This is a genomic window from Marinobacterium aestuarii (assembly GCF_001651805.1).
GTDB lineage: Bacteria > Pseudomonadota > Gammaproteobacteria > Pseudomonadales > Balneatricaceae > Marinobacterium_A > Marinobacterium_A aestuarii.
On the sequence record NZ_CP015839.1, the window covers coordinates 3,848,324 to 3,870,563 of the forward strand.

Consider the following 22,240-nt stretch of genomic DNA (forward strand, 5'->3'; position numbering starts at 1 on the left):
CAGCCCCACGGTGACGAGGTCACAGCATGACGCCTAAAATCAGCGTTATCATCGCCGAAGATGACCCGCAGATCGCAGAAATCCAGCGCCGTTTCGTTGAACGTATCGAGGGCTTCGAAGTACGTGGCATCGCCCATAGCACCCAGGATGCAGCGGATCTGGTGGAAGTCATGCGCCCGGACCTGCTACTGCTGGACATACAGTTTCCCGATGGCAGTGGCCTTGGGTTACTGCGGCGCCTGCGTACCGAAAACAGCGCCACCGATGTGGTCATGGTCACCGCCGCCAAGGAGGTTGAAACCCTCACCGAGGCGCTGCGCTGGGGTGTGTTCGACTATATCCTCAAGCCGCTGGTGTTCGATCGCCTGCAACAGGCGCTGAGCAACTACCGCCAGCACCGCCAACGCCTGCTGCAGCTGCAAAGCCTGTCGCAGCAGGAAGTCGACGGCCTGCTGCCTCGCACCGGCTCAGCCGCACCCAAAACCACGGCGGCAACCCTGCCCAAGGGCATCGACATGCTGACGCTGGAAAAAATCCGCAAGGTATTTTGCAGCGACCAAAGCCTGGCCCTCAGCGCCGAGCAGGTGGGCGAAAGTATCGGCTCCAGCCGCACCACGGCACGCCGTTACCTAGAATATCTGGTCGGCGCCCAGGAACTGACCGCCGATGTCGCCTACGGCAGCGTTGGCCGCCCCGAACGGCGCTACCGCCTGCCACGCCAGACACCGTAGGATGATGAGATGGTCTCCTCCCCACTCCAACCGGCGGCTCATTGCTGGGTTACGGCCACCGTTGGGTTACGCCCCTTCGGGGCTGCACCCACCTACATTCCAACCGGCTCCACTCCCACCCCGATATCGTACATCCATGTACAAAAAAACCGCCCGAAGGCGGTGGAAACACACTGGCAGGAAGGCCCTTCCTGCCGGGGTGGGGGTTGGGTTGCGGCGCCCGACCACCAGGGCCCTGCGCCGCAACCAGTCAATCGACAGATCAGTCTACGATGCTGTGGTCCTTGTCCTGGGCGGCCGCCATGCGACGGCGCAAGACCGGACCGATCAGATACGGCAGCACCAGACCGGCAATCGCCACCGCCCAGATACCTACTGACAGGCCGCTGCTCCAGAGCACCGTCCAGTCACCGTCGGACAGGGTCAGGGCATGACGCAGGCTTTTCTCCATTTCAGGCCCCAGCAGCATGCCGAGAATGACCGGTACCAGCGGGATATGCAGCTTGCGCAGCAGGTAGCCCAGCAGACCAAAACCAATCATGAAGTACAGATCCAGCGGGCTGTTGCTGATGGCAAAGATCCCCACTGACGCCACCAGGGTCACCACCGGCATCAGATACTTGGGCGGAATGCTCAGCAGCTTGACGAAGATACCGATCATCGGGATGTTCAGCAGCAGCAGGATCAGGTTGCCGACAAACAGCGCCGCGATCACGCCCCATACCAGCTCCGCATTCTGGGTGAACAGCATCGGGCCTGGCTGAATATTCAGCGAGATCAGCATGGCCAGCAGCACCGCCGTGGTGCCACTGCCCGGTACGCCCAGGGTCAGCATCGGCACCAGAGCACCATTTGCCGCCGCATTATTGCCAGCTTCAGGCGCCGCTACACCGCGTGGATCACCTTCACCGAAATAGCCACTCTTGCCGACGACTTTCTTTTCCATCGTATAGCTGAGGAAGCTGCCCAGGGATGCACCGGCACCCGGCAGAACGCCGGCGATAAAGCCCAGCACTGAGCCACGCAGGCTGGTCGGCAGTACCTGGATAATGTCTTTCATGCTCAGGTTGAGCTTGTTCAGTGCGACCTTCTTGAAGCCTTCGCCGGCGTGCATTTCAATAAAGAACAGCAGCTCGCTGATGGCAAAGAGACCGACGATGGCGATGATGAAATCCACCCCTTCGTACAGTTCCAGAATATCGTAGGTATAACGCTGATTACCGGTGGTGATATCAACCCCCACAGTGGCAATCATCAGACCCAGACAGGCCGCCACGACGGTTTTAACCTGGTTCTTGCCGGTAATACCACCCAGAGTCGCAAACGCCAGCGTAAAGAGCGCGAAATACTCGGCCGGGCCGAAACGCAGTGCAAACTTGGCCAGTATCGGCGCCAGAATCACCAACCCGATGGTCGCCAGCAGACTGCCGATAAAGGACGCAATCGCGGAGATCGCCAGGGCTTCGGCCGCCCTGCCCTTGAGGGCCATGGGGTAGCCGTCAAGGCAGGTCATCATCGCGGGTTCGTCACCCGGAATATTCAGCAGAATACTGGAGATACGACCGCCATACATGGCACCCGCATACACAGAGGTCAGCAGAATCAGGGCAGAACTCGCCGGCAGCCCAAGGCTGAAGGCCAGCGGAATCAGAATGGCGACGCCATTAGCAGGACCCAGGCCCGGCAGCGCACCGATCACGGTGCCCAGAATGGCGCCGATGGCCGCGAACATCAGGTTTTCCGGCGTCAACGCGACGGAAAACCCCTGCAGCAGAAAATTCAATGTTTCCATTTAGATCAGCCCCCGCTCAGCTTCAAGAGTCCGGCCGGCAAGTGCAGCTCCAGCAGGAAATTGAACAGCACGTACACCACAACCGCGCTACCGACACCCGTAGCAACAGAGGGCAACGGCTTGGCACCCATGCGCCAGCACAGCACGCTGACCATCAGGGTAGTGGCGGGAATAAAGCCCACCGGCTGCAGCATCAGGGTAAAGATCGCCAGTATCAGCAGTACGAAGCCGAGTTCAGCCAGCATTTTCATATGCGGCCACTCTTCGTCTTCATCCGGGCGCACCAGCAGATAGATGCTGCTCAATCCCAGTATCACCGCCAGTATTAGCGGGAATGTTTCCGGCCCGACAGCCTCGGATCCACCAAAGGGCTCTGGAAACATGGCAGCCTCCCAGCCGTAAACTACGGCCAGAAGGAGCAGAACTACACCGAGGATTCGATCCCCTATCATTTAATCAGCCCGATCTCAGTGGAAATTTCCTTGATGCTGTCGACCTGGCCTTTCACAAAGGTGCTGAAATCAGCACCGGTCTTGTGAAACGGCATCAGACCATTTTTCTGCATCACGTCCTGCCAGTTGTCGCTGCTGTAAACGTTGTCTACAGTTTCAACCCACCACTGGTAGGCTTCGTCGGACACATCCTTGGGTACATAGAAACCGCGCCAGTTGGGGGCAACGGCATCGATATTCTGCTCACGCGCTGTCGGAATATTGTCCAGCGGTGCCGGCAGACGCTCTTCCGACAGAACAGCCAGAACCTTCAGATCACCGGATTCCATAAAGCCCTGGGCTTCAGAAATATCGCCGGTGAAGGCATCCAGATGACCACCCACAACCTGAGTAATAGCCTCGGCACCGCCGTTAAAGGCCAGGTATTTAACCTTGGGCAGGTTGGCTTTTTCGATACCGGCGGAACGACCGGCAATCAGCACCTTGAGGTGATCCCAGCCGCCGGCTGCACTGCCGCCGCCAAACTTGACCGAGTTCGGATCTGCCTTGAGCGCATCCATCATGTCGTTCAGCGACTGGAACGGAGAGTCCTTGGATACGGCGATAACACCGTAGTCAGCCCCCAGAGCACCGACCCAGCGGACCATGTCCTGATCCATGCCAACAAACTGGCCCTGGGCCAGACGGGTGGTGGTCGCGGTGCTGGCTGCAACGATCAGCGCGCTGTCGTCGCCACGCTTGGAGATGGTATGCGCAAAAGCGACACCGCCACCGGCACCTGGCATGTTAACGGTCTGAACATTGCCGGTGATGTAACCCAGATCGGTCAGCACCTTGCCAACGCTGCGGCAGGTGAAGTCCCAGCCGCCGCCGGGGTTGGCCGGAGCGATACATTCAGCGGTACGTGATTGTTCAAACGCGCCGGCCTGGGCGGCCAGCGTGAAGGTCGCTGTCGCGATCAGGGTTTTGGCTACAGGGAATTTCATTCTGCACTCTCCGTCTTTCTTTTTGTAATCAGCCGTACCAGGCGGCACCGCTGTGTTGTGAATTCTGCGCCTGCTGTTTCGAGCTGAATAACGCTACAGCACGACCTATACAGGGACAGATGCAGACTAGGTGGTAGCGGCCAAAGTGGCCAGTTTGCGGAGATACTGGGTTTTCAAACCTTTGCGGGCATTGTGGTCATAAAGTTCACGGCGACAGATCGCCTAGTGAAAAGCCAGGCAGGTTAATACATGCAGCATGGATGCTTCTGTCCACCAGGTTAAGAGTCGCTCTGCTCTAGCAGCTGATGCGTAAACAGGATGTGTTCGGTGGCCAGGCGCCGGGCCTGTTCGGCATCACGCGCCATCAGCGCCTGATAAATGCCGGCGTGCTGCGCCCGAATGCCATCGGGGTAGCGGCCATACCGCTTGAGGGTACGATCGAGCACACCGTAAATGGCATTGAAATAGCGGCTATAGAACAGCTGACTGAAGGAAATCAGCAGGAGGTTGTGGCTCGATTGCGCAATCATCATGTGAAACCTCAAATCCGCCTTGGCCTTGGCCAGGGTGCTCTGGCCCTCACTGCGCTGCACCATACACGCGTATTCCCGCTCTATGCCGGCCAGCTCTGCAGCGCTGGCACGCCGGGCACAGTTGTAGGCCGCCTCCCCCTCCAGAGCTGCGCGCATTTCCAGCACCTGCAACTGAAAGGCCAGGTTATCCCCCGCCCCAGCGGCGGGCATTTCAAAGTGCGGTTCCAGCAGATTCTGGCAGCGGCTGCCATCGCCCTGGCGGGTCTGAATCAGGCCGCCGAGCTCCAGCTGGGTAATGGCCTCGCGCACCGTGGCGCGGGAAACGCCACAGTCCTGCGCCAGAGTACGCTGCGAGGGCAGCAGCTCGCCCGGCAGAAAACGGCCCTCGACGATGCCGCGACTGAGCTGCGCCACCAGCTGCTGCGCCTTGTCCGTTTCATCTTTCATATTTTGCCTCGCCCAATTCGCAGGTATCCCCTCTCAAGGAGCCGTGATTCGTGATTATGAGAGCAGGTTCAAGGGGCAAGGTAAAAGGGGCAAGGGAGAGCAACCCGTGGCCTGGAATGACCGCCATGGATGGCGGAAATCCTGAAAACGCAGGAGCGGTTTTCAGGGGAGTTTACGAATTCCGGGATAAGGAGCTCGAATTTCGGTGCACCGCCAATGACTAATGACCAATGACCAATCTTCGTGATTCGTAATTCGTAATTCGTACCGGCGGGCACCTTTCACCTTTCACCTTTCACCTTTCACCTTTCACCTTGCACCTTTCCCCTGCTCTTTCACGCTTGGTCAGACCAGTGGGTACTGTAGCATTTCCTTTTTCACCACCGGCTTCTATTGTTCATCCAGCTTGCGGGGAACAACCCCGCCACCGCGTATAAAAAACAACAGGTAAATCCATGCCCAATGCCGAGCGTTCGCCCCAGGTCGCCCTGTTCGTCACCTGTCTGGTAGACATGTTCAGACCCGAAATAGGTTTTGCCAGCATCAGTCTGCTGCAACAGGCCGGCTGCAGCGTCGAAGTGCCCGAACGCCAGACCTGCTGCGGTCAGCCCGCGTTCAACTCCGGCGATCGTGCCAGCACCCAGGACATTGCCCGTCAGACCATCGAGGCCTTCGATGGTTATGAATATGTGGTCGGCCCCTCCGGGTCCTGCATCGGCATGCTGCACCATTACCCCGAACTGTTCGAGGCCACTGACCCCTGGCACGCCAGAGCCCAGGACCTCAAAGCTCGTGCTTTCGAGATCAGCAGCTTTCTGGTGGATGTGCTGCAGTTTCGCGGCATCCAGAGTGAGTTCGACGGCCAAATCAGCTATCACGACTCCTGCGCCGGCCTGCGCGAACTGGGTATCAAAACCCAGCCACGGGCCCTGCTCAGCCAGGTGGTCGGGTTGCAGCTCAGCGAAATGGACGAGTCCGAAACCTGCTGCGGCTTTGGCGGCACTTTCTGCGTGAAGTACCCGGACATTTCCAACCGCATGGTGGAAAACAAGACCGCCAACACCGCCGCCAGCGGCGCCGGTACCCTGGTGGGGGGAGACCTTGGCTGTCTGTTGAACATGGCCGGCAAACTCAAGCGCCAGGGACACGAAATCCAGACCCGCCACCTGGTAGAGATTCTCGCAGGCACTTGCGACCTGGCGGCTATCGGCGAGTCCGAAGCCCGAAAACCCACCCGGGCGACGGCATCCCCCTACGACCTTGCCAAGCAACTTTGACGCGGAGCCCAGACCATGCAAATAACCAGTCCCGCGTTCAAGCAAAACGCCCGTATCGCGCTCAAGGATGCCAGCCTGCAAAAGGCCCTTGGCAACCTCAAGGCCGGCTTCCCGGTCAAGCGCGCCCAGGCCGTGGCACGGCTGCCGGAGTTCGACGCGCTGCGCGATGAAGCCCGCGACCTGAAAAACCATATCCTCGAAAATCTCGATATCTACCTGGAACAGTTCGAGAACAAGGTGGTGCAGCAGGGCGGCCAGGTGCACTGGTGCCGCAGCAGCGACGATGCCTGCAAAACCATCCTCGATATCTGCAAGCAGGTGGACGCCAAAACGGTCACCAAGGGCAAATCCATGGTGTCGGAGGAGATCAACCTCAACGACTACCTGGAAAAGAACGGTGTGACGCCGGTGGAAACAGACCTGGGGGAATACATACTGCAGCTGCGCGGCGACCACCCCAGCCACATCATAGCCCCGGCCATACACCTTAATCTGGAAGACGTATCCGAAGCCTTCCACCAGCACCATCATCGCCCCAAGTCTGATGATCCCGCGGTACTGATGCGCGAAGCGCGGGAGGTACTGCGCGAGCAGTTCGTGGCGGCGGATGTGGGTATTACCGGCGCCAACTTCCTGGTGGCCGAAACCGGCTCGACCCTGATCGTCACCAATGAAGGCAATGGCGACCTGACCCAGACGCTGCCGAAAACCCACATAGTGGTGACCTCCATCGAAAAGGTGGTGCCCACGCTGGAAGACATGACGCTGTTTCTGCGCCTGTTGGCCCGCTCAGCCACCGGTCAGGAATTCACCGTTTACAACACCCTGTCCAGCGGGCCGCGCCGCGAGAGCGATCAGGACGGGCCGGAAAATTTCCACGTGGTGCTCATCGACAACGGTCGCAGCGACATGCTGGGCGGCGAGCTGCAGGACATGTTGCGCTGCATCCGCTGCTCGGCCTGCATGAACCATTGCCCGGTCTATGGCGCAGTCGGCGGCCACAGCTATGGCTGGGTTTATCCCGGCCCCATGGGCTCGGTGCTCACGCCCCAGATGGTGGGCATCGACAAGGCCGCGCTGCTGCCCAATGCCTCCACCTTCTGCGGCAAGTGCGAATCCGTCTGCCCTGTGCGCATTCCCCTGCCCAAACTCATGCGTCACTGGCGCGAGCGGGAATTCGAGCAGCATCTCAGCCCCAGGGCGGTGCGCTATGGCATCGGCGGCTGGGCCTTCTTTGCAAAAAGACCCAGGCTTTACCGCCTGCTGAGCCAGGCCTCCAACCTGGCGCTGCGCCTGCTAGGCGGCAAAAAGGGACTGATCCACCGGTTGCCCCTGGGCGCGGGCTGGACGGACGGTCGCGACATGCCGGCCCCCAGCGGCAAAACCTTTATGCAGCAGTGGCAGGCCAAACAGCAGGCACAACAAAAACAACAGCAGTCGCCACAGGAGCAGCAGTCATGAGCCGGGCCGAGATTATGAACAATATCCGTCGGGGCCTCGGCCGTGGCGAAGCCTCCCCCGAGCAGCGCGCTGCCGCGCTGGCGCGCATCGACGCGCGGGCCGACAACCTGATTCCGCAAAGGGCTCAACTGCCCCGGCCTGAGCAGGTAGCACTGTTCAAGACCATGGCGCTGGAAGCCGCCGCCGAGCTGATTGAACTCGACAGGATCGAACAAGCACCAGCCGCCATCGCCGACTGGCTGGCAGCGCAGCAGATAACCGAGCTGGTGTGCGCCAGTGACGCGGCACTGCAGGCCCTCGACTGGTCGGCACTGGGCTCTGTCAACCGGATTGAGCGCGTCGCCCAGGCCGGGGATATGGCCAGCCTCACCGGCAGCTTTGCCGGCATCGCCGAAACCGGCACCCTGATGCTGTACTCAGGCGCCAGTAGCCCGACCACACTGAATTTTCTGCCGGACAATCACCTGGTGATCCTGCATGAATCGCGCATTGTCGGGGTCTATGAGGAGGCCTGGAAGCGCTTGCGCAGCGCCACCGCAGGCCAAATGCCACGTACCGTCAACCTGATTACAGGCCCCTCGCGCAGCGCCGATATCGAACAAAAGCTGCAGATGGGTGCCCATGGTCCGCGCACCCTGGTGATATTGCTGATAAAGGAGTGAATGCCCAGCAGCGGCAAGGGGCAAGGGGCGAGGGGAAAGGTGAAAGGTGAAAGGTGAAAAGACGGTGCCCGCCGGCACGAATCACGAATTACGAATCACGAATCACGAATTACGAACAACGCCTCAGGCGTCACCCGAAACCGTACCACTATCCAGACCGACAATGCCTGTTCGCCCATAATGAAACTTCATGTAGACGATGCCGGGCGCCATCACCAGGCGCCAGGCAAGTTCAGTGGCATCGTCACAGCCGGAGTCAAAGCGCCACAGGGTGGCGATCAGGGTTTCCAGCCAGAGGTCGTACAGGTATGGCTGGATATCGTAATGACTGCGGTTGTGGCTGATCGCCACCCGGTCGAGGTAGTAATCTGCATTGCTGGAGGCGTAAAAGCTCAGCAGGTGATAAAAGGATTTGCTTAACATCGTCTGCTGACGGGCCATGTCGGTGTTGCGAAACTTCTGCGCCACCTCGGGCGAGGCCGCAACAAAGGCATCGTAGAAAGCCTCGAAAAACGCCCGCCCGTCCCGCTGACAGGCCAGCACCCGCGCAAGACTCTGATCAAACAGCTGCTCTGTGTTCATTGCCAGTCCAGTCGTTGACAGTGCCTTACAGTATAAACCCGGTATTTTTCGCCGACCTTGCCCTACATCAAGGCCGCTGCAGGTTGCGGCAATGCCTGTATTCACCCTGAGTTCAGTTTACTCTGCACAATAGGTCCCCATACTGAATGGACTGTTGCATGAGGACGGCACACGTCATGAAAAATACCAAACTGATCATCCTTCTGGTCCTTGCCGCGCTTATCGCGCTCTTCTTCGCCTTCGATCTGCAGCAGTACCTGAGCCTGGCCGAACTTAAAGCGCGCCAGGCCGACTTCAACAGCTACTACCAGGATAATCCGCTGCAGACCCTGGGTCTGTTCTTTGGCCTCTACATACTGGTAACGGCGCTGTCGCTGCCCGGCGCCGCCATCATGACCCTGGCCGCCGGCGCACTCTTTGGCCTTGCCACCGGCCTGGTACTGGTGTCCTTCGCCAGCAGCATTGGCGCCACCCTGGCGTTTCTGGTGTCCCGCTACCTGTTCCAGGATGCGGTGCAGAGCCGCTTTGGCAATCAGCTCGGCGCCTTTAACCGTGGTGTGGAACGGGACGGTGCCTTTTACCTCTTTACCCTGCGCCTGGTACCGCTGTTTCCGTTCTTCATGATCAACCTGCTGATGGGCCTGACACCCATCAAGGCCCGCACCTTTTACTGGGTCAGCCAGGTCGGCATGCTGGCCGGCACCGCCGTGTTCGTTAATGCCGGCACCCAGCTGGGTCAGCTGGAAAGCCTGTCCGGCATACTGTCGCCGGCGATCCTCACCTCCTTTGTATTGCTGGGCATCTTCCCGCTGCTGGCCCGCAAGCTAATTGATATCGTCAAACAGCGCCGCGCCCTGAACCACTTTGAAAAACCCGCTCAGTATGACTACAACCTGGTGGCCATAGGCGCCGGCGCCGGTGGCCTGGTGAGCACCTACATAGGTGCGGCAGTCAAGGCTCGGGTGGCGCTGATTGAAAAGCACCGCATGGGGGGCGACTGCCTGAACACCGGCTGCGTGCCGAGCAAGGCGCTGATCCGCTCGGCCCAGCGAGTGCACGATATGCGCGAGGCGGGCGAGGTGGGTATTGAGGGCGTCACCCCCGAGGTGGATTTCGAGCGCGTACTCGAATCCGTACAGGATATTATTCGCAAGGTAGAACCCCATGATTCCGTCGAGCGCTACAGCGGCCTGGGTGTCGAGTGCATCAGCGGCACAGCCAGAGTCATCTCGCCCTACGAGGTGGAGGTCAATGGCGAACGCCTGACCACGCGCAATATCGTTATCGCCACCGGCGCCCGCCCGCTGGTACCCGAGGTTCCGGGGCTTGAAGATATTCCCTATTACACCTCGGATACCATTTGGGAGCTGCGCTCACACCCAGGCCGCCTGCTGGTGCTGGGTGGCGGCCCTATCGGCTGCGAGCTGAGCCAGGCCTTTGCCCGCCTGGGCGCCGATGTTACCCAGGTGCTGCGTGGCGAGCGACTGATGCCCCGGGAAGACACAGATGCCGTGGCGGTGGTCGCCCAGCACTTCGAAAAAGACGGCATCCAGGTTCTGACCGGCCATGACATGCGCCACTTTGAAACCAGTGACGGCCAGCACCGCCTGATCTGTGACCACCGGGGCGAGGAAGTGGCCATCCAGTTCGACACCCTGCTGCTGGCACTCGGTCGCACGCCCAATGCTAGGGGGCTCGGGCTGGAGGAAATCGGCGTCCAGCTCGACAAGCGTGGCGCCCTGCAGGTGGATGAGTACCTGCGCAGCAACATTCCCAATATCTACGGGGTTGGCGATGTGACCGGCGGCTACCAGTTTACCCACACCGCCGCCCACCAGGCCTGGTACGCCGCCGTGAACGCCCTGTTCGGCCGTTTCCGCAGTTTTCGTGTCGACAACCGCGTGATTCCCTGGTGCACCTTCACCGCACCGGAGGTTGCCCGTGTCGGCCTGAACGAACAGGAAGCAACAGCGCAACAGGTGCCGTTTGAAGTCACCCGCTTCCATATGAAGGAGCTGGATAGGGCCATCACCGAAAGAGAGGAAGCGGGCTTCGTGAAGGTGCTAACCGTACCGGGCAAGGATCGCATTCTGGGTGTGACCATCGTCGGCGCCCATGCCGGCGAGCTGATCGCCGAATACGTGCAGGCCATGAAGCAGGGACTGGGGCTGAACAAGATCCTGGGCACCATCCACATCTACCCCACCATGAGTGAGGCCAACAAGTACGCCGCCGGCGAATGGAAACGCGCCCATAGCCCGCAAAAGCTGCTGCAGTGGGTCGGCCGTTACCACCGCTGGATGCGCGGCAACCAGACGCCTGCGAAATCACAGCCCGCGCCGAGCGAGAAGCCCGCGTCACGGTGATACGTGAAGGTGAAAGTGAAAGTGAAAGAAGGATAGTGATTGGTGATTGGTGATTGGTGATTGGTAAGTCGAGCACAAAAAACGCCGGGCCAGGGATGTACTCCTGGCCCGGCATTTTTTTACAGGCGTAAGTTGCAGGCGCGCTTTAAACCTGGTTTCAGGCGGCGTCTAGCATGCCCTGCTTAATCACAAAGGCGATGATTTCGTCCACCCCGGTGCCCAACTTCAGGTTGGTAAACACATAGGGCTTGTTGGGGCGCATGCGCCTGGTGTCCTGATCCATCACATTCAGGTCCGCCCCCACGTAGGGTGCCAGATCGATCTTGTTGATAATCAGCAGATCGGAACGGGTAATGCCGGGGCCGCCCTTGCGCGGGATCTTCTCGCCTTCAGCCACATCGATAACATAAATGGTCAGGTCGGCCAGTTCCGGGCTGAAGGTGGCGCTGAGGTTGTCACCACCGCTTTCGACGAAGACCAGATCCAGCGTCTTGTGACGCCGCGCCAGCTCTTCCACCGCCGCCAGATTCATGGAGGCGTCTTCACGGATCGCCGTGTGCGGGCAGCCGCCGGTTTCGACGCCGATAATGCGATCCGCCGCCAGAGCTTCAGCCTGGGTCAGTATCTTGGCGTCTTCCTGGGTGTAGATATCATTAGTGACCACCGCGATGTTGTACTGATCGCGCATGGCCTTGCACAGCACTTCCAGCAGCGCCGTCTTGCCGGAGCCTACAGGGCCGCCTACACCGATACGCAGCGGAGATTTGTAATCGTTCATTTTTCACCTCAGGAAACAAACATTCGTAAATCCAGCCAGAACCGAAGCCGTTCAATCAGGAGCGCAGCCTTCCAATCAGGATCTGAACAGGCGCGTGTACTGCGTTTCGTGTCGGCTGCTGGCAATCGCCAGCGCCAGTGTCGAGCTGCCGATATGGTCGTCATCAATACAAAGAGCCTGCTCCAGTGCCGCCGGCACACGCTCGGACAGGCGCAGCAGCAGTTGTTGACCGGCCGTCTGCCCCAGCGGCACCAGCTTGACCCCCGCCATGACACCGGCTTCGAGCCAGCTCCAGCAAAACCCCAGCAGCGCATCCCGTGGCGCTATGTCCCAGCGCACCGCCGCCAGTGCAAAGCCCGCCAGCTGAGTACTGCGCACTGACTCAGCCAGCTCAGGCAGAATTTCGATCCCCAGGCTCGGCAGCAGCGTTGCCAAAGCGGCCCCGCGCTGGCGCTCTTCCTGACGCAACTCACGGGTTTCACGGCAACAGAGCAGCCACTGACAGTAGTCATCCACCTGCATCCAATTCTGCTGCCCAAAGGCAGTATGAAGCCGGCTCAGCAGTGGCAGTTCCAGCGTCACCAGACTGTGATTCAGCACACTTTCAAGCCAGTCGCCAAGGCTCTCGATTGATGTGACCCAGCCACGCTCAATCGCCCATTCAAGCCCCTGGGAGTAGGTAAAACCACCCACCGGCAACGAGGGGCTGGTGAGCTGATACAGGCGCAAATCCGGTAGCATCAACCGGACTCAGGCAAAGAGTGCGAGCGCGATGGCGGTCAGCGCACTGCTGGCACCCAATGCCTTTGGCGCCATAAAGCGGCCCAGTCCGTAACCCGCACCCAGCAGGCCACAGGCCATGAGCAACATGCCCGGCAGGAACAGCGCCATCTGCGCAGGGGCCACTTCAAGCCCGTGGGCCCAACCATGAAACAGCACCAGCACGACCGATGCCATCAGCGCCAGGACCTTGCCACGCCCGAACCACAGGCCCGCCGCCACCACAAACAGCGACAGCCCAATCATCAGCTCGATGCCGTAAGCCCAGCCGGTGGCCAGCCCCAGCAGCGCACCACCAAAAAGTGCGATCAAGGCTGCGCCATAGATGCCGGCACGGGCGCGCAGCGCCTGGCTCGCCCCCAGGGCACCGACACCCAGCAGCATCGCCAAATGATCGAGGCCGGTCAGCGGGTGCAGGAAGCCTGCGGCAAAACCCGCCATGTCTGACCCTGTATGGGCCAGAGCCAGGGGTGATGCCAGTGTCAGCAGGGTCGCTGCGGCTGCCTTGTGGGTGATCTTCATGGGTAAAACTCCTTTAAAAATACAGTTCAGTGGCTGTGGCCGGCATGAGCACTCTCGTCATTGCCATCACTCGCATGTGAATGGCTGTGTGAATGGCTGTGTGAACCAGCATGGGTCCCGCCCTGATAGGCACCGGCTTCGGGCTCAAAGGGTGCCTCCTCAAAAGCCACCTCCAACCCAAGACCGCGCACCATGTCGTCCAGCACATGGTCATGCAGATAGCGCACCCAGCCGGCCTCGACTTGCAGCGGCACATGGCGGTTGCCCAGGTGATAGCAGACCCGCGCCAGCGCCAGGGCGTTATTGCTGCGCACGGTGGACACAGGTTCCGGCGCCGCTTCTATGCGCACCACCAGGCCATCGTCGGACTGCAGCAGATCGCCGTTGCGCAGCGTCAGCCCCCGGGGCAGAAAGAGCCCGACCTCGCGGCCATCTTCAAGTTCGGCACGCAGCCGGCTCTTGATGCGCTTATCGATGGGCAGCCGCAGTTCGGCGCTGTGGGGCCGGGGCGAATCCAGCACTTTGATCAGATGAATCATGGGTATCCCCTGTGTCTTGTTATTGGCCAGGCCATCAGAACAGAAAGTAGCGCTGTGCCATCGGCAGTACCGCGGCAGGCTCACAGATCAGCAAGCGACCATCGGCCCGCACCTGGTAGGTTTGCGAGTCCACCTCGATCACCGGCTGATAGCTGTTGTGCACCATGTCGTTCTTGGTCACGCTGCGACAGTTGCGCACCTCGCCGATCAGGCTCTTGAGCCCCACCTGCCCTGCCACATCGGCGGCAATGGCCGCCTGGGACATGAACAGCATGGAGGTCGCCTGACAGGCACCGCCATAGGCACCAAACATGGGCCTGTAGTGCACCGGCTGCGGCGTGGGGATGGACGCATTCGGGTCCCCCATTGGCGCCGCGGCAATCAGGCCACCCTTGAGGATAATGCTGGGTTTGGTGCCAAAAAACGCCGGCCGCCAGAGCACCAGGTCCGCCAGTTTGCCGACTTCGATAGAACCCACTTCATGGGCAATACCGTGGGCCAGCGCCGGATTGATGGTGTACTTGGCGATATAACGCTTGAGGCGCGTGTTGTCGTGCCCGGCCGGATCACCGGCCAGACTGCCGAACTGCACCTTCATCTTGTGGGCTGTCTGCCAGGTGCGGGTAATCACTTCCCCCACCCGTCCCATGGCCTGGGAGTCGGACGAGATCATCGAGAAGGCCCCCAGGTCGTGCAGCAGGTCTTCGGCGGCGATGGTTTCGCGGCGGATGCGCGACTCGGCAAAGGCCACGTCCTCGGCGATGCCCGGGTCCAGGTGATGGCAGACCATCAGCATGTCCAGGTGCTCATCCACCGTATTGACGGTGTAGGGCCGCGTCGGATTGGTGGATGAGGGCAGCACATTGACATAGCCCGCCGCCCGGATGATGTCCGGCGCATGGCCACCGCCGGCGCCCTCGGTGTGGTAGGTATGGATGGTGCGCCCGCCGATGGCCTTGAGGGTTTCCTCCACAAAGCCAGACTCGTTCAGGGTGTCGGTGTGAATCGCCACCTGCACATCCATTTCCTCGGCCACACTGAGCGCGCAGTTGATCGAGGCCGGTGTGGTGCCCCAGTCTTCATGCAGCTTGAGACCAATGGCGCCGGCCGCCACCTGCTCGCGCAGTGCTTCGGGCTGGCTGGCGTTACCCTTGCCCAGAAAGCCGATGTTCATGGGCAGCGTATCGGCGGCCTGCAGCATGCGATGCATGTTCCAGGGCCCCGGCGTACAAGTAGTGGCATTGGTGCCGGTAGCAGGCCCGGTGCCGCCGCCCAGCATAGTAGTGATGCCGGACGTCAGCGCCTCTTCGATCTGCTGCGGGCAGATAAAGTGAATATGGGAGTCGATGCCGCCAGCGGTGAGAATCTGGCCTTCGCCGGCGAGTATCTCGGTGCCAGGGCCGATCAGAATATCGACGCCCGGCTGCACATCGGAATTACCGGCCTTACCGATGGCCGCGATACGCCCGGCCTTGATGCCCACATCCGCCTTGACGATGCCCCAGTGATCCAGAATCAGCGCATTGGTGATGACCAGATCCATAGTCTGGCTGCTGGGGAACTGCCCCTGCCCCATGCCATCACGGATGACCTTGCCACCGCCGAACTTCACCTCGTCGCCGTAAACAGTGAAATCCCGCTCGACCTCCAGCCAGAGCTCGGTATCCGCCAGCCGCAGCCGGTCGCCGGTGGTGGGCCCGAACATTTCCGCATAGGCCTGTCGTGAGATTCTGGCCATCAGTTACACCTCCCTGAATTACACGCGGCAAAAAGCCCCCCGTGGGCCGCTCTCGTAACGGACTCCGCATAGGCCTGTCTTGATATCCGTGCCATTACAAGTCCCCCATCACCTTGCCCTGAAAGCCGTAAACCCTGCGATTACCGGCATAGGCCACCAGCTCCACGGTGCGGCTCTGCCCCGGCTCAAAGCGCACGGCGGTGCCGGCGGCAATATTGAGACGAAAGCCCCGCGCCAGCTCACGCTCGAACTGCAATGCATCGTTGACTTCATAGAAGTGGTAGTGGGAACCAATCTGGATGGGGCGATCCCCGGTATTGGCCACCTTGAGCGTGACCACAGGGCGACCGACGTTCAGCTCAATATCGCCGTTCATCACTTTCATTTCACCCGGGATCATGACGCTTCCTCCTTTGGCAGGGCTGGGCCGCACACGCAGAATTCAATACAGCAACCTTCGGTCTTCATTTCATCTGCTGACATAGGAGCCCCCTCAGACAATAGGATCGTGCACCGTGACCAGCTTGGTGCCATCGGGAAAGGTCGCTTCGACCTGCACATCGTGGATCATCTCGGCAATCCCATCCATAACATCGTCCAGACTGAGCAGGGTGCGCCCGTAGTCCATCAGCTCCGCCACAGTACGGCCATCGCGGGCGCCTTCCAGAATGGCTGCACTGATATAAGCCACCGCTTCCGGATAGTTCAGTTTCAGCCCCCGCGCCTTGCGACGTTCTGCCAGCAGGCCGGCGGTAAACAGCAGCAGCTTGTCTTTTTCCCGTGGTGTCAATTCCATGCAGAACCCCGTCAGCAATGCTGGTACTGGACAGCGAGGCCGATAAAAACGGCGACTGATCGCTGCCTGCCTAAAGTGTGAAATTATGAATGCAATACCCAGACCAACCTTGCCACTTCGCCGAACAGACGCTGTCGCACGGGGCTTGCGTCCACAAAGGTGCAGACCCCAGGCGGGGACGCGCACCACGGATGTGCAGTCCGTCACACAGCGCACAGGACAGGTGCACCCCCTGCACCAAAATGACAGCCTGGAGCAACCGGCTGTTCGCGGCACTGCAGGAGCAAACGGGCAAGCTCAACTAGAATGCATAACAAGGTTCGGCAGCGGGCGGCACTTCCTGCCCGCCCTCACACAAGGTGACGGCCATGCGCAACCCACCCCGAATTCCCGGCAGGCCTCAGTCGCGCCGGGAGGAGTTCGTCAACAGCCTGAGCCACAGTCTGGGTTTCGTCGCCGCCCTGATCGCAGCTCCCGTGCTGATCGCGCAGGCCATTGAGCGCGGCGATATCGGCATCATTATCGGCGCCAGCCTCTTTGCCCTGAGCATGGTGCTGCTCTACCTGAGCTCCAGCCTTTACCATGCCCTGCCCACGGGCCGCACCAAACGCCTGATGCGCATCATCGAACATTCCGCGATCTATGTGCTGATTGCCGGCACCTACTCACCCTTTATGCTGGGGGTCCTCGATGGCCCCGGCGGCTGGATACTGCTGACCACCATCTGGTTACTGGCGGGCATGGGGGTTGTACTGAAAATCACCCAGCGGCTGTCGCGCCCAGCGCTCTCCACCGGGCTTTACCTGCTGATGGGCTGGCTGATTGTGCTCATGATCCAGCCACTGAGCGAAGCCCTGTCCGGCACCGGCCTTGCCTGGCTGCTGGGCGGCGGCCTGGCCTATACGGTCGGGGTCGTATTTTTCGTGCTTGATTCCAGCCTGCTGTACGGGCATTTCATCTGGCACCTGTTTGTCATGGCCGGCACCACCTGCCACTACTTCGCCGTGCTCTGGCATGCGTTCTGACCCCAGGGTCCAAGCAATTTCCCCTGCGCCGCCAACGGCCTGCCGATAGACTCCAACATGCCCCGCCCGTATCGAAATTCGCGTTTTCAGCATTGATTCAGTTGCCCGCTGTCTTAATGGGTATAACCCGTCAAGGCGGCGTGATGCCCTTTTACGCTTGGCAGCACCCTGCCAGTGGCGGGTTGATGCAAAAGATCTGGCCCAGGGAGGCGCCCGGTTTCCCGGAACAAGTGGAGGTTCCTTCACCCAACTGATAACACCGGAGGTGGCCCATGTCAGCCAGGATTTTAAAGGTACTGACGCTGTTAGCAGCCACGGTGCTGGCGGGTTGTGCCTACGCCCCCTACCATAGCGGTGGCGCAGTCAGAGACTACGACTACGGCTATGCCGGCGTCGGCTATAGCGACAGCTACTACGATGATTTTTACTACTATCCGCGCGTGGGTATCTATTTCCATATCCACTCCGGCTACTACTATTATCAGCACGAGCATCGCTGGGTGCGCACCCGCACCCTGCCGCGGCACTATCGGCTGCACCCCGATCACCGGGTGCGCATGAAAGCCCACCGCGACCAGCCCTACCGCGACTACCAGAAACACAGCCAGCGTTACCGCGGCGACAGCGACCGCTGGCGTCAGCGTGATGGACGCAATGACGGCCGGGGTGACCGGGACGGGGATCGCCGCCGCAATGATCGGAACGATCGCAGCGACCGGCAAGATCGCCACTCATCCATTGATGCCCAAAGCGGCCCGCGCCGCTTCGAGCGCAACCGGCAGGACGACGGGCGCAGGCAGGATCAGGCGGTCGAGCGTCTTCAGCGCAACCGCGAGCGTACCGAACGCATTGAGCGCATCGAACGTTCAGCCGAGGATCGGCGCAAGGCGGAGAGCGCCCGGCGGATAAAGGAGGCTAACACCTTTGAGAAACGCCAGAGGCTGTATCAGGATGCACTGCGCCGCCAGGAGATAAAACGCGAGCAGGAGAGTCGCCAGTCCGACGGCAGGGCTAAGCGGGACTCAGGCCGTGCAGAACGAAGGGAAGAGCGACGAGACGACAGGCGCCAGGCCGTACGGGAAGAAGCACGGCAGGATAGAGACAGGGCCCGCCGTACGGATGGACGGGCAGATGGACGGGCAGACCGGCAGGAAGCAGGCCCCGTCAGGCGCCGAGGCGAAAACGAGGCAGGCAGCGATAGAGACCTGCGCTGGCTGCGACACAATGATCGTGGCAACTGATCGGGCAAACACCCGAGGCTGCGCCATCAACAACCGATATCCCGCCGCCTTCAGGTCGACCAGATCCGCGGCGGGCAGGGTTCAAGCTTCAGTAACTCGCGGCGCAACAGCTCCCACAAAGGGATAAGCACCGCCTGAATATCTTCAGTATTCTGCCCCAGCATACGCACGGCCAGCACCGAATCCACCAGGGTTGCCCCGATGGCATGCTCAGCAAAACGCTCATCAATCAGTGACTGCACCCTGCCCAGCACGGCCTCGGTGGCCGGCAAGGCATAGAGACTGGCCGCCATGGCATGGCCGCGCATACCCGCGGCGGCACCAAACTGATCCAGCCCCTGTACCTGCAACTGATCAATCAGCACGCGCTTGCCATTCAAACGCAGCTCACAGCGACTGTCGACGTTGCCAAAGCTGAAGGTTTCATTATTGGCGGGCCGCCCCAGACACTGGAACTCCCAGCCAATAAAGCGTCCGCCGGCCGCCACATCAATACGGCTGCGCAGGCGGCTCGAGGCGCCGGGGAAGAAGATATTTTCCTGCGGCAACCATTCCAGAATACCGCCATCCTCGACCCAGAAATGCTGGCACTGATGTGCCGTAAGCCCGGCACAGCGATAGAACTTGGTGGCACCGGGCGTGGTCAGCAGCGCATGGGCGCCACCCCCAACCCGCACATCGATCTCCAGCTCATCGCCGCCCACTACGCCACCGGGAGGATGCAACAGGTAACTGTGACAGATGCCGCCCTGGGGATAGAAAGGCCGCTGCACCGCCAAAGGCCCATGCATGCTGCGATGCACCAAGCGAGTTTTGCCACCGCGGGACTCATACCCCAGCTCCAGCCGGGCCTGCCAACCGCGCTCAGCCTGTACCGCCGATTGCATGTTCAATGAAGGCTCCCTCCGTCAGACCGTCAGATACTTGCGGATCAGGCCATTATCCAGCGTGTCCATGGCGCCGGTGGCGACGCTGCGGCCACGATCAAGGATACAGAAATGATCCGCGACCTTGCGGGCGAACGGCAGTTTCTGCTCCACCAGCAATACGGTCAGGCCAAACTCGCGATTCAGGTGACGGATAATATCGCCGATTTCCTGCACCACATTGGGCTGAATGCCCTCGGTGGGCTCATCCAGTATCAGTAGCTGCGGGTCCACCACCAGCGCCCGGCCTATCGCCAACTGCTGTTGCTGGCCGCCCGACAGGTCACCGCCGCGCCGGTTCAGCATCTGTTTGAGCACCGGGAACAGCTCGAAGATGTAGTCCGGTATCTTGCGATCACCGCGCTTGCGCACCGGCAAGCCCAGCTGCAGGTTTTCTTCCACGCTCAATAACGGAAAGATCTGTCGCCCCTGGGGCACGTAGCCCACGCCCAGACGCGGACGCTGCTCTACCGAGCGTGCCAGCAGATCCTGGCCGGCCAACTCGATCTGGCCGCTTTTCACCGCCTGGTGCCCCATGATGCACTGCAACAGGGTGGTTTTCCCCACCCCGTTACGCCCCATCAAGACCGTGCACTTGCCCCTGGGAACGTTCAGCTCCACATCCCAAAGGGTATGGCTTTCACCGTAAAACTGGTTAAGACCTGAAACTTTGAGCATGCCTTATTCCCCGAGGTAAACTTCGACAACCTTGCGATTATTCTGCACCTGCTCCATGGTGCCTTCGGCCAGTACTGAGCCCTGATGCAGTACTGTCACGGTACGGTCCCTGCCCGCCAGGTTGCGTACAAAGTCCATGTCGTGCTCCACCACCACCACCGAATGCGCGCCGGCAAGGGAGACCAGCAGCTCGGCGGTGCGGTCCATTTCCTGGTGCGTCATGCCCGCCACAGGCTCATCCACCAGCAGCAGACGCGGGCGCTGCATCAGCAGCATGCCGATCTCGAGCCACTGCTTCTGACCGTGGGACAGACTGCCGGCACGCAGCGCGCGCTGTTCGACCAGGCCTATCATTTCTGCCACTTTGTCGAGGTGATCGCGCTGCTCGCCACTCAGCTTGCTGCTGATAATCGACCAGAGACCGCGGTCGCCCTCCATCGACAGTTCCAGGTTTTCCACCACCGAGAGAAACTCGAACACCGTGGGTTTCTGGAACTTGCGTCCGATGCCCGCCTGGGCGATCGCAGGCTCATCCAGCGCCAACAGATTGATGTTCTGACCAAACCAGGCCGAGCCACTGTCGGGCGTCGTTTTGCCAGTGATGATATCCATCATGGTGGTCTTGCCGGCGCCATTGGGGCCGATAATGCAGCGCAGCTCACCGTCATTGATATAGAGATTCAGGTCATTGATGGCCTTGAAGCCGTCAAAGCTGACCGAAATACCTTCCAGATACAGCAGCACATTGTGGCTGACATCAATGTTGCGATACTGCGCCCCCTGCATAAAGGGATAGACATGTTCGCGGTCCAGTATCTGCTCGAATACGGTTGTCACGTTCATGCGCTGGCCTCCTTGCGACGCAGCAGGCCGGTGATACCCCGCGGCAACAGCAGCGTAACCAGCACGAAGAGACCACCCAGGGCAAAGAGCCAGACTTCCGGCAATTCGGCGGTGAAGTAGGTTTTGGCGTAGTTGATCGCAAGAGCCCCCACCACGGCGCCGTACAGGGTTGCCCTGCCCCCCACGGCCACCCAGACCACCACCTCAATGGAGTTCAGCGGTGAGAACTCGCCGGGGTTGATAATGCCGACCTGGGGCACGTAGAGGGCGCCGGCAATACCGGCCAGCATGGCGGATACGGTAAAGACACCCAGTTTCACGTTCTCGACCCGGTAACCGATAAAGCGCGCACGGGACTCGGCGTCGCGCACCGCCACACAGACGCGCCCAAGGCGACCGTTCATCAGCACGCGGCACAGCAGATAGCCCAGCATCAGCGCCACTGCGGAAGCGACAAAGAGACCTATACGGGTCTGGTCCGACTGCAGATCAAAGCCCAGCAGCTCCTTGAAATCGGTCAGGCCGTTGTTGCCGCCAAAGCCCATTTCATTGCGAAAGAACGCCAGCATCAGCGCATAGGTCAGCGCCTGGGTAATGATCGACAGATAGACCCCCGACACCCGGGAGCGGAACGCCAGGGCGCCGAACACAAAGGCCAGCAGACCCGGTACCAGCAGCACCATCAGGGCTGCGAACCAGAACTGATCAAAACCACTCCAGAACCAGGGCAGCGCGTCCCAGTTCAGGAACACCATGAAGTCCGGCAGATCGGGGTTGCCATAAACACCCCGGTCACCAATCTGGCGCATCAGGTACATGCCCATGGCGTAACCACCCAGGGCAAAGAAGGCCGCGTGGCCCAGGGTCAGAATCCCCAGGTAACCCCATACCAGATCCACCGCCACCGCCAGCAGCGCCAGGGTCAGATACTTGCCCATCAGCGTCACTGTGTAGGTGGGAATATGCAACGCATGGCCCGCCGGCACCATCAGGTTCAGCAGCGGCACCGCGATGGCCAGCACCAGCAGTACACCCAGCAGTATCTGGCCACCCCGATCACCCTTGAGAGCATTCATAATAAACAT

The 22,240-nt window shown here is 60.5% G+C and carries 23 protein-coding genes; 7 read left to right on the forward strand and 16 right to left on the reverse strand.

The annotated features are described in order from the left end of the window. Window positions 1–26 precede the first annotated feature (26 nt). Window positions 27–731: a response regulator gene (locus tag A8C75_RS16725; RefSeq protein WP_067385013.1), complete on the forward strand. Its 705-nt coding sequence runs from the start codon at window positions 27–29 to the stop codon at window positions 729–731. A 262-nt stretch (window positions 732–993) separates the two neighbouring features. Here A8C75_RS16725 and A8C75_RS16730 read toward each other — a convergent pair whose 3' ends face one another. From A8C75_RS16730 to A8C75_RS16745, 4 genes are all read right to left on the reverse strand, one after another. Then, window positions 994–2,523 carry a tripartite tricarboxylate transporter permease gene (locus A8C75_RS16730; protein WP_067385016.1) on the reverse strand — a complete coding sequence of 510 codons (1,530 nt, stop codon included), beginning with the start codon at window positions 2,521–2,523 and terminating at the stop codon, window positions 994–996. Between the two features lie 5 nt (window positions 2,524–2,528). Next, a complete protein-coding gene (locus tag A8C75_RS16735) occupies window positions 2,529–2,975 on the reverse strand; it encodes a tripartite tricarboxylate transporter TctB family protein (RefSeq protein ID WP_067385019.1) in 447 nt (148 codons plus the stop codon). Then, the gene (locus A8C75_RS16740) at window positions 2,972–3,961 is read right to left on the reverse strand and encodes a Bug family tripartite tricarboxylate transporter substrate binding protein (RefSeq protein WP_067385022.1); all 990 of its coding nucleotides are present in this window, start codon (window positions 3,959–3,961) and stop codon (window positions 2,972–2,974) included. The genes A8C75_RS16735 and A8C75_RS16740 overlap by 4 nt, the downstream gene beginning before the upstream one ends. Before the next feature lie 278 nt (window positions 3,962–4,239). Then, window positions 4,240–4,941: a FadR/GntR family transcriptional regulator gene (locus A8C75_RS16745; protein WP_067385025.1), complete on the reverse strand. Its 702-nt coding sequence runs from the start codon at window positions 4,939–4,941 to the stop codon at window positions 4,240–4,242. Between the two features lie 455 nt (window positions 4,942–5,396). Here A8C75_RS16745 and A8C75_RS16750 point away from each other — a divergent pair, with 455 nt between their 5' ends. Genes A8C75_RS16750 through A8C75_RS16760 form a run of 3 tightly spaced genes read left to right on the forward strand, consistent with a single transcriptional unit; the run spans window position 5,397 to window position 8,341 of the window. After that, window positions 5,397–6,218 carry a (Fe-S)-binding protein gene (locus A8C75_RS16750; RefSeq protein WP_067385028.1) on the forward strand — a complete coding sequence of 274 codons (822 nt, stop codon included), beginning with the start codon at window positions 5,397–5,399 and terminating at the stop codon, window positions 6,216–6,218. A 15-nt stretch (window positions 6,219–6,233) separates the two neighbouring features. Beyond that, window positions 6,234–7,679: a LutB/LldF family L-lactate oxidation iron-sulfur protein gene (locus tag A8C75_RS16755; protein ID WP_067385030.1), complete on the forward strand. Its 1,446-nt coding sequence runs from the start codon at window positions 6,234–6,236 to the stop codon at window positions 7,677–7,679. Then, window positions 7,676–8,341, forward strand: coding sequence for a LutC/YkgG family protein (locus tag A8C75_RS16760; RefSeq protein ID WP_067385032.1), 666 nt, complete (start codon window positions 7,676–7,678; stop codon window positions 8,339–8,341). The genes A8C75_RS16755 and A8C75_RS16760 overlap by 4 nt, the downstream gene beginning before the upstream one ends. 123 nt (window positions 8,342–8,464) lie before the next feature. Here A8C75_RS16760 and A8C75_RS16765 read toward each other — a convergent pair whose 3' ends face one another. Continuing rightward, entirely contained in the window at window positions 8,465–8,923 is a 459-nt protein-coding gene (locus tag A8C75_RS16765) for a globin (RefSeq protein ID WP_084784120.1), read from the reverse strand. A gap of 176 nt (window positions 8,924–9,099) precedes the next feature. Between A8C75_RS16765 and A8C75_RS16770 the strand changes: the two genes are divergently transcribed. Beyond that, window positions 9,100–11,289, forward strand: coding sequence for an FAD-dependent oxidoreductase (locus A8C75_RS16770; RefSeq protein WP_067385034.1), 2,190 nt, complete (start codon window positions 9,100–9,102; stop codon window positions 11,287–11,289). Window positions 11,290–11,446: 157 nt separating this feature from the next. On the opposite strand, the gene ureG is transcribed toward A8C75_RS16770, so the two are convergent. The 7 genes from ureG to ureA all read right to left on the reverse strand — a co-directional run bounded on the left by ureG (window position 11,447) and on the right by ureA (window position 16,442). Continuing rightward, the gene (gene ureG, locus A8C75_RS16775) at window positions 11,447–12,067 is read right to left on the reverse strand and encodes an urease accessory protein UreG (RefSeq protein ID WP_067385037.1); all 621 of its coding nucleotides are present in this window, start codon (window positions 12,065–12,067) and stop codon (window positions 11,447–11,449) included. Window positions 12,068–12,142: 75 nt separating this feature from the next. Next, the gene (locus tag A8C75_RS16780; protein WP_067385040.1) at window positions 12,143–12,808 is read right to left on the reverse strand and encodes an urease accessory protein UreF; all 666 of its coding nucleotides are present in this window, start codon (window positions 12,806–12,808) and stop codon (window positions 12,143–12,145) included. A gap of 9 nt (window positions 12,809–12,817) precedes the next feature. Then, window positions 12,818–13,369 carry a HupE/UreJ family protein gene (locus A8C75_RS16785; protein ID WP_067385043.1) on the reverse strand — a complete coding sequence of 184 codons (552 nt, stop codon included), beginning with the start codon at window positions 13,367–13,369 and terminating at the stop codon, window positions 12,818–12,820. 26 nt (window positions 13,370–13,395) lie between these two features. Next, window positions 13,396–13,908 (reverse strand): urease accessory protein UreE, encoded by a 513-nt coding sequence (gene ureE, locus A8C75_RS16790; RefSeq protein WP_067385046.1) that lies wholly within the window; start codon window positions 13,906–13,908, stop codon window positions 13,396–13,398. Window positions 13,909–13,942: 34 nt separating this feature from the next. After that, window positions 13,943–15,646 (reverse strand): urease subunit alpha, encoded by a 1,704-nt coding sequence (ureC, locus tag A8C75_RS16795; RefSeq protein ID WP_067385049.1) that lies wholly within the window; start codon window positions 15,644–15,646, stop codon window positions 13,943–13,945. 94 nt (window positions 15,647–15,740) lie between these two features. Then, window positions 15,741–16,046 (reverse strand): urease subunit beta, encoded by a 306-nt coding sequence (locus A8C75_RS16800; RefSeq protein ID WP_067385052.1) that lies wholly within the window; start codon window positions 16,044–16,046, stop codon window positions 15,741–15,743. Window positions 16,047–16,139: 93 nt separating this feature from the next. Further along, window positions 16,140–16,442, reverse strand: coding sequence for an urease subunit gamma (ureA, locus tag A8C75_RS16805; protein ID WP_067385055.1), 303 nt, complete (start codon window positions 16,440–16,442; stop codon window positions 16,140–16,142). Between the two features lie 368 nt (window positions 16,443–16,810). Between ureA and trhA the strand changes: the two genes are divergently transcribed. Together trhA and A8C75_RS16815 are read left to right on the forward strand one after the other, a co-directional pair. Beyond that, window positions 16,811–17,467: a PAQR family membrane homeostasis protein TrhA gene (gene trhA, locus A8C75_RS16810; protein WP_067385058.1), complete on the forward strand. Its 657-nt coding sequence runs from the start codon at window positions 16,811–16,813 to the stop codon at window positions 17,465–17,467. Window positions 17,468–17,739: 272 nt separating this feature from the next. Beyond that, a complete protein-coding gene (locus A8C75_RS16815) occupies window positions 17,740–18,708 on the forward strand; it encodes a hypothetical protein (protein WP_067385062.1) in 969 nt (322 codons plus the stop codon). A 50-nt stretch (window positions 18,709–18,758) separates the two neighbouring features. On the opposite strand, the gene A8C75_RS16820 is transcribed toward A8C75_RS16815, so the two are convergent. The 4 genes from A8C75_RS16820 to urtC are packed head-to-tail and all read right to left on the reverse strand — an operon-like array spanning window position 18,759 to window position 22,240. Next, on the reverse strand, window positions 18,759–19,595 hold the full coding sequence (locus A8C75_RS16820; RefSeq protein WP_067385065.1) for an urease accessory protein UreD: 837 nt from the start codon (window positions 19,593–19,595) through the stop codon (window positions 18,759–18,761). Between the two features lie 21 nt (window positions 19,596–19,616). Further along, window positions 19,617–20,312, reverse strand: coding sequence for an urea ABC transporter ATP-binding subunit UrtE (gene urtE / locus A8C75_RS16825; RefSeq protein WP_067385068.1), 696 nt, complete (start codon window positions 20,310–20,312; stop codon window positions 19,617–19,619). A gap of 3 nt (window positions 20,313–20,315) precedes the next feature. Further along, on the reverse strand, window positions 20,316–21,155 hold the full coding sequence (gene urtD / locus A8C75_RS16830) for an urea ABC transporter ATP-binding protein UrtD (protein ID WP_067385070.1): 840 nt from the start codon (window positions 21,153–21,155) through the stop codon (window positions 20,316–20,318). After that, the gene (gene urtC / locus A8C75_RS16835; protein ID WP_067387456.1) at window positions 21,152–22,240 is read right to left on the reverse strand and encodes an urea ABC transporter permease subunit UrtC; all 1,089 of its coding nucleotides are present in this window, start codon (window positions 22,238–22,240) and stop codon (window positions 21,152–21,154) included. Before urtC ends, urtD begins: the two co-directional genes overlap by 4 nt.

Bases quoted from the DNA above. Each gene is read 5' to 3' on its own strand.
- urtE (WP_067385068.1), bottom strand. From the start codon at position 20,312: ATGCTCAAAGTTTCAGGTCTTAACCAGTTTTACGGTGAAAGCCATACC.
- A8C75_RS16800 (WP_067385052.1), bottom strand. From the start codon at position 16,046: ATGATCCCGGGTGAAATGAAAGTGATGAACGGCGATATTGAGCTGAAC.
- A8C75_RS16755 (WP_067385030.1), top strand. From the start codon at position 6,234: ATGCAAATAACCAGTCCCGCGTTCAAGCAAAACGCCCGTATCGCGCTC.
- A8C75_RS16820 (WP_067385065.1), bottom strand. From the start codon at position 19,595: ATGCAATCGGCGGTACAGGCTGAGCGCGGTTGGCAGGCCCGGCTGGAG.
- A8C75_RS16815 (WP_067385062.1), top strand. From the start codon at position 17,740: ATGTCAGCCAGGATTTTAAAGGTACTGACGCTGTTAGCAGCCACGGTG.
- trhA (WP_067385058.1), top strand. From the start codon at position 16,811: ATGCGCAACCCACCCCGAATTCCCGGCAGGCCTCAGTCGCGCCGGGAG.
- A8C75_RS16760 (WP_067385032.1), top strand. From the start codon at position 7,676: ATGAGCCGGGCCGAGATTATGAACAATATCCGTCGGGGCCTCGGCCGT.
- ureG (WP_067385037.1), bottom strand. From the start codon at position 12,067: ATGAACGATTACAAATCTCCGCTGCGTATCGGTGTAGGCGGCCCTGTA.
- A8C75_RS16770 (WP_067385034.1), top strand. From the start codon at position 9,100: ATGAAAAATACCAAACTGATCATCCTTCTGGTCCTTGCCGCGCTTATC.
- A8C75_RS16785 (WP_067385043.1), bottom strand. From the start codon at position 13,369: ATGAAGATCACCCACAAGGCAGCCGCAGCGACCCTGCTGACACTGGCA.
- ureA (WP_067385055.1), bottom strand. From the start codon at position 16,442: ATGGAATTGACACCACGGGAAAAAGACAAGCTGCTGCTGTTTACCGCC.
- A8C75_RS16725 (WP_067385013.1), top strand. From the start codon at position 27: ATGACGCCTAAAATCAGCGTTATCATCGCCGAAGATGACCCGCAGATC.
- urtD (WP_067385070.1), bottom strand. From the start codon at position 21,155: ATGAACGTGACAACCGTATTCGAGCAGATACTGGACCGCGAACATGTC.
- A8C75_RS16780 (WP_067385040.1), bottom strand. From the start codon at position 12,808: ATGCTACCGGATTTGCGCCTGTATCAGCTCACCAGCCCCTCGTTGCCG.
- A8C75_RS16765 (WP_084784120.1), bottom strand. From the start codon at position 8,923: ATGAACACAGAGCAGCTGTTTGATCAGAGTCTTGCGCGGGTGCTGGCC.
- A8C75_RS16750 (WP_067385028.1), top strand. From the start codon at position 5,397: ATGCCCAATGCCGAGCGTTCGCCCCAGGTCGCCCTGTTCGTCACCTGT.
- A8C75_RS16735 (WP_067385019.1), bottom strand. From the start codon at position 2,975: ATGATAGGGGATCGAATCCTCGGTGTAGTTCTGCTCCTTCTGGCCGTA.
- A8C75_RS16730 (WP_067385016.1), bottom strand. From the start codon at position 2,523: ATGGAAACATTGAATTTTCTGCTGCAGGGGTTTTCCGTCGCGTTGACG.
- ureC (WP_067385049.1), bottom strand. From the start codon at position 15,646: ATGGCCAGAATCTCACGACAGGCCTATGCGGAAATGTTCGGGCCCACC.
- urtC (WP_067387456.1), bottom strand. From the start codon at position 22,240: ATGTTTATTATGAATGCTCTCAAGGGTGATCGGGGTGGCCAGATACTG.
- A8C75_RS16745 (WP_067385025.1), bottom strand. From the start codon at position 4,941: ATGAAAGATGAAACGGACAAGGCGCAGCAGCTGGTGGCGCAGCTCAGT.
- A8C75_RS16740 (WP_067385022.1), bottom strand. From the start codon at position 3,961: ATGAAATTCCCTGTAGCCAAAACCCTGATCGCGACAGCGACCTTCACG.
- ureE (WP_067385046.1), bottom strand. From the start codon at position 13,908: ATGATTCATCTGATCAAAGTGCTGGATTCGCCCCGGCCCCACAGCGCC.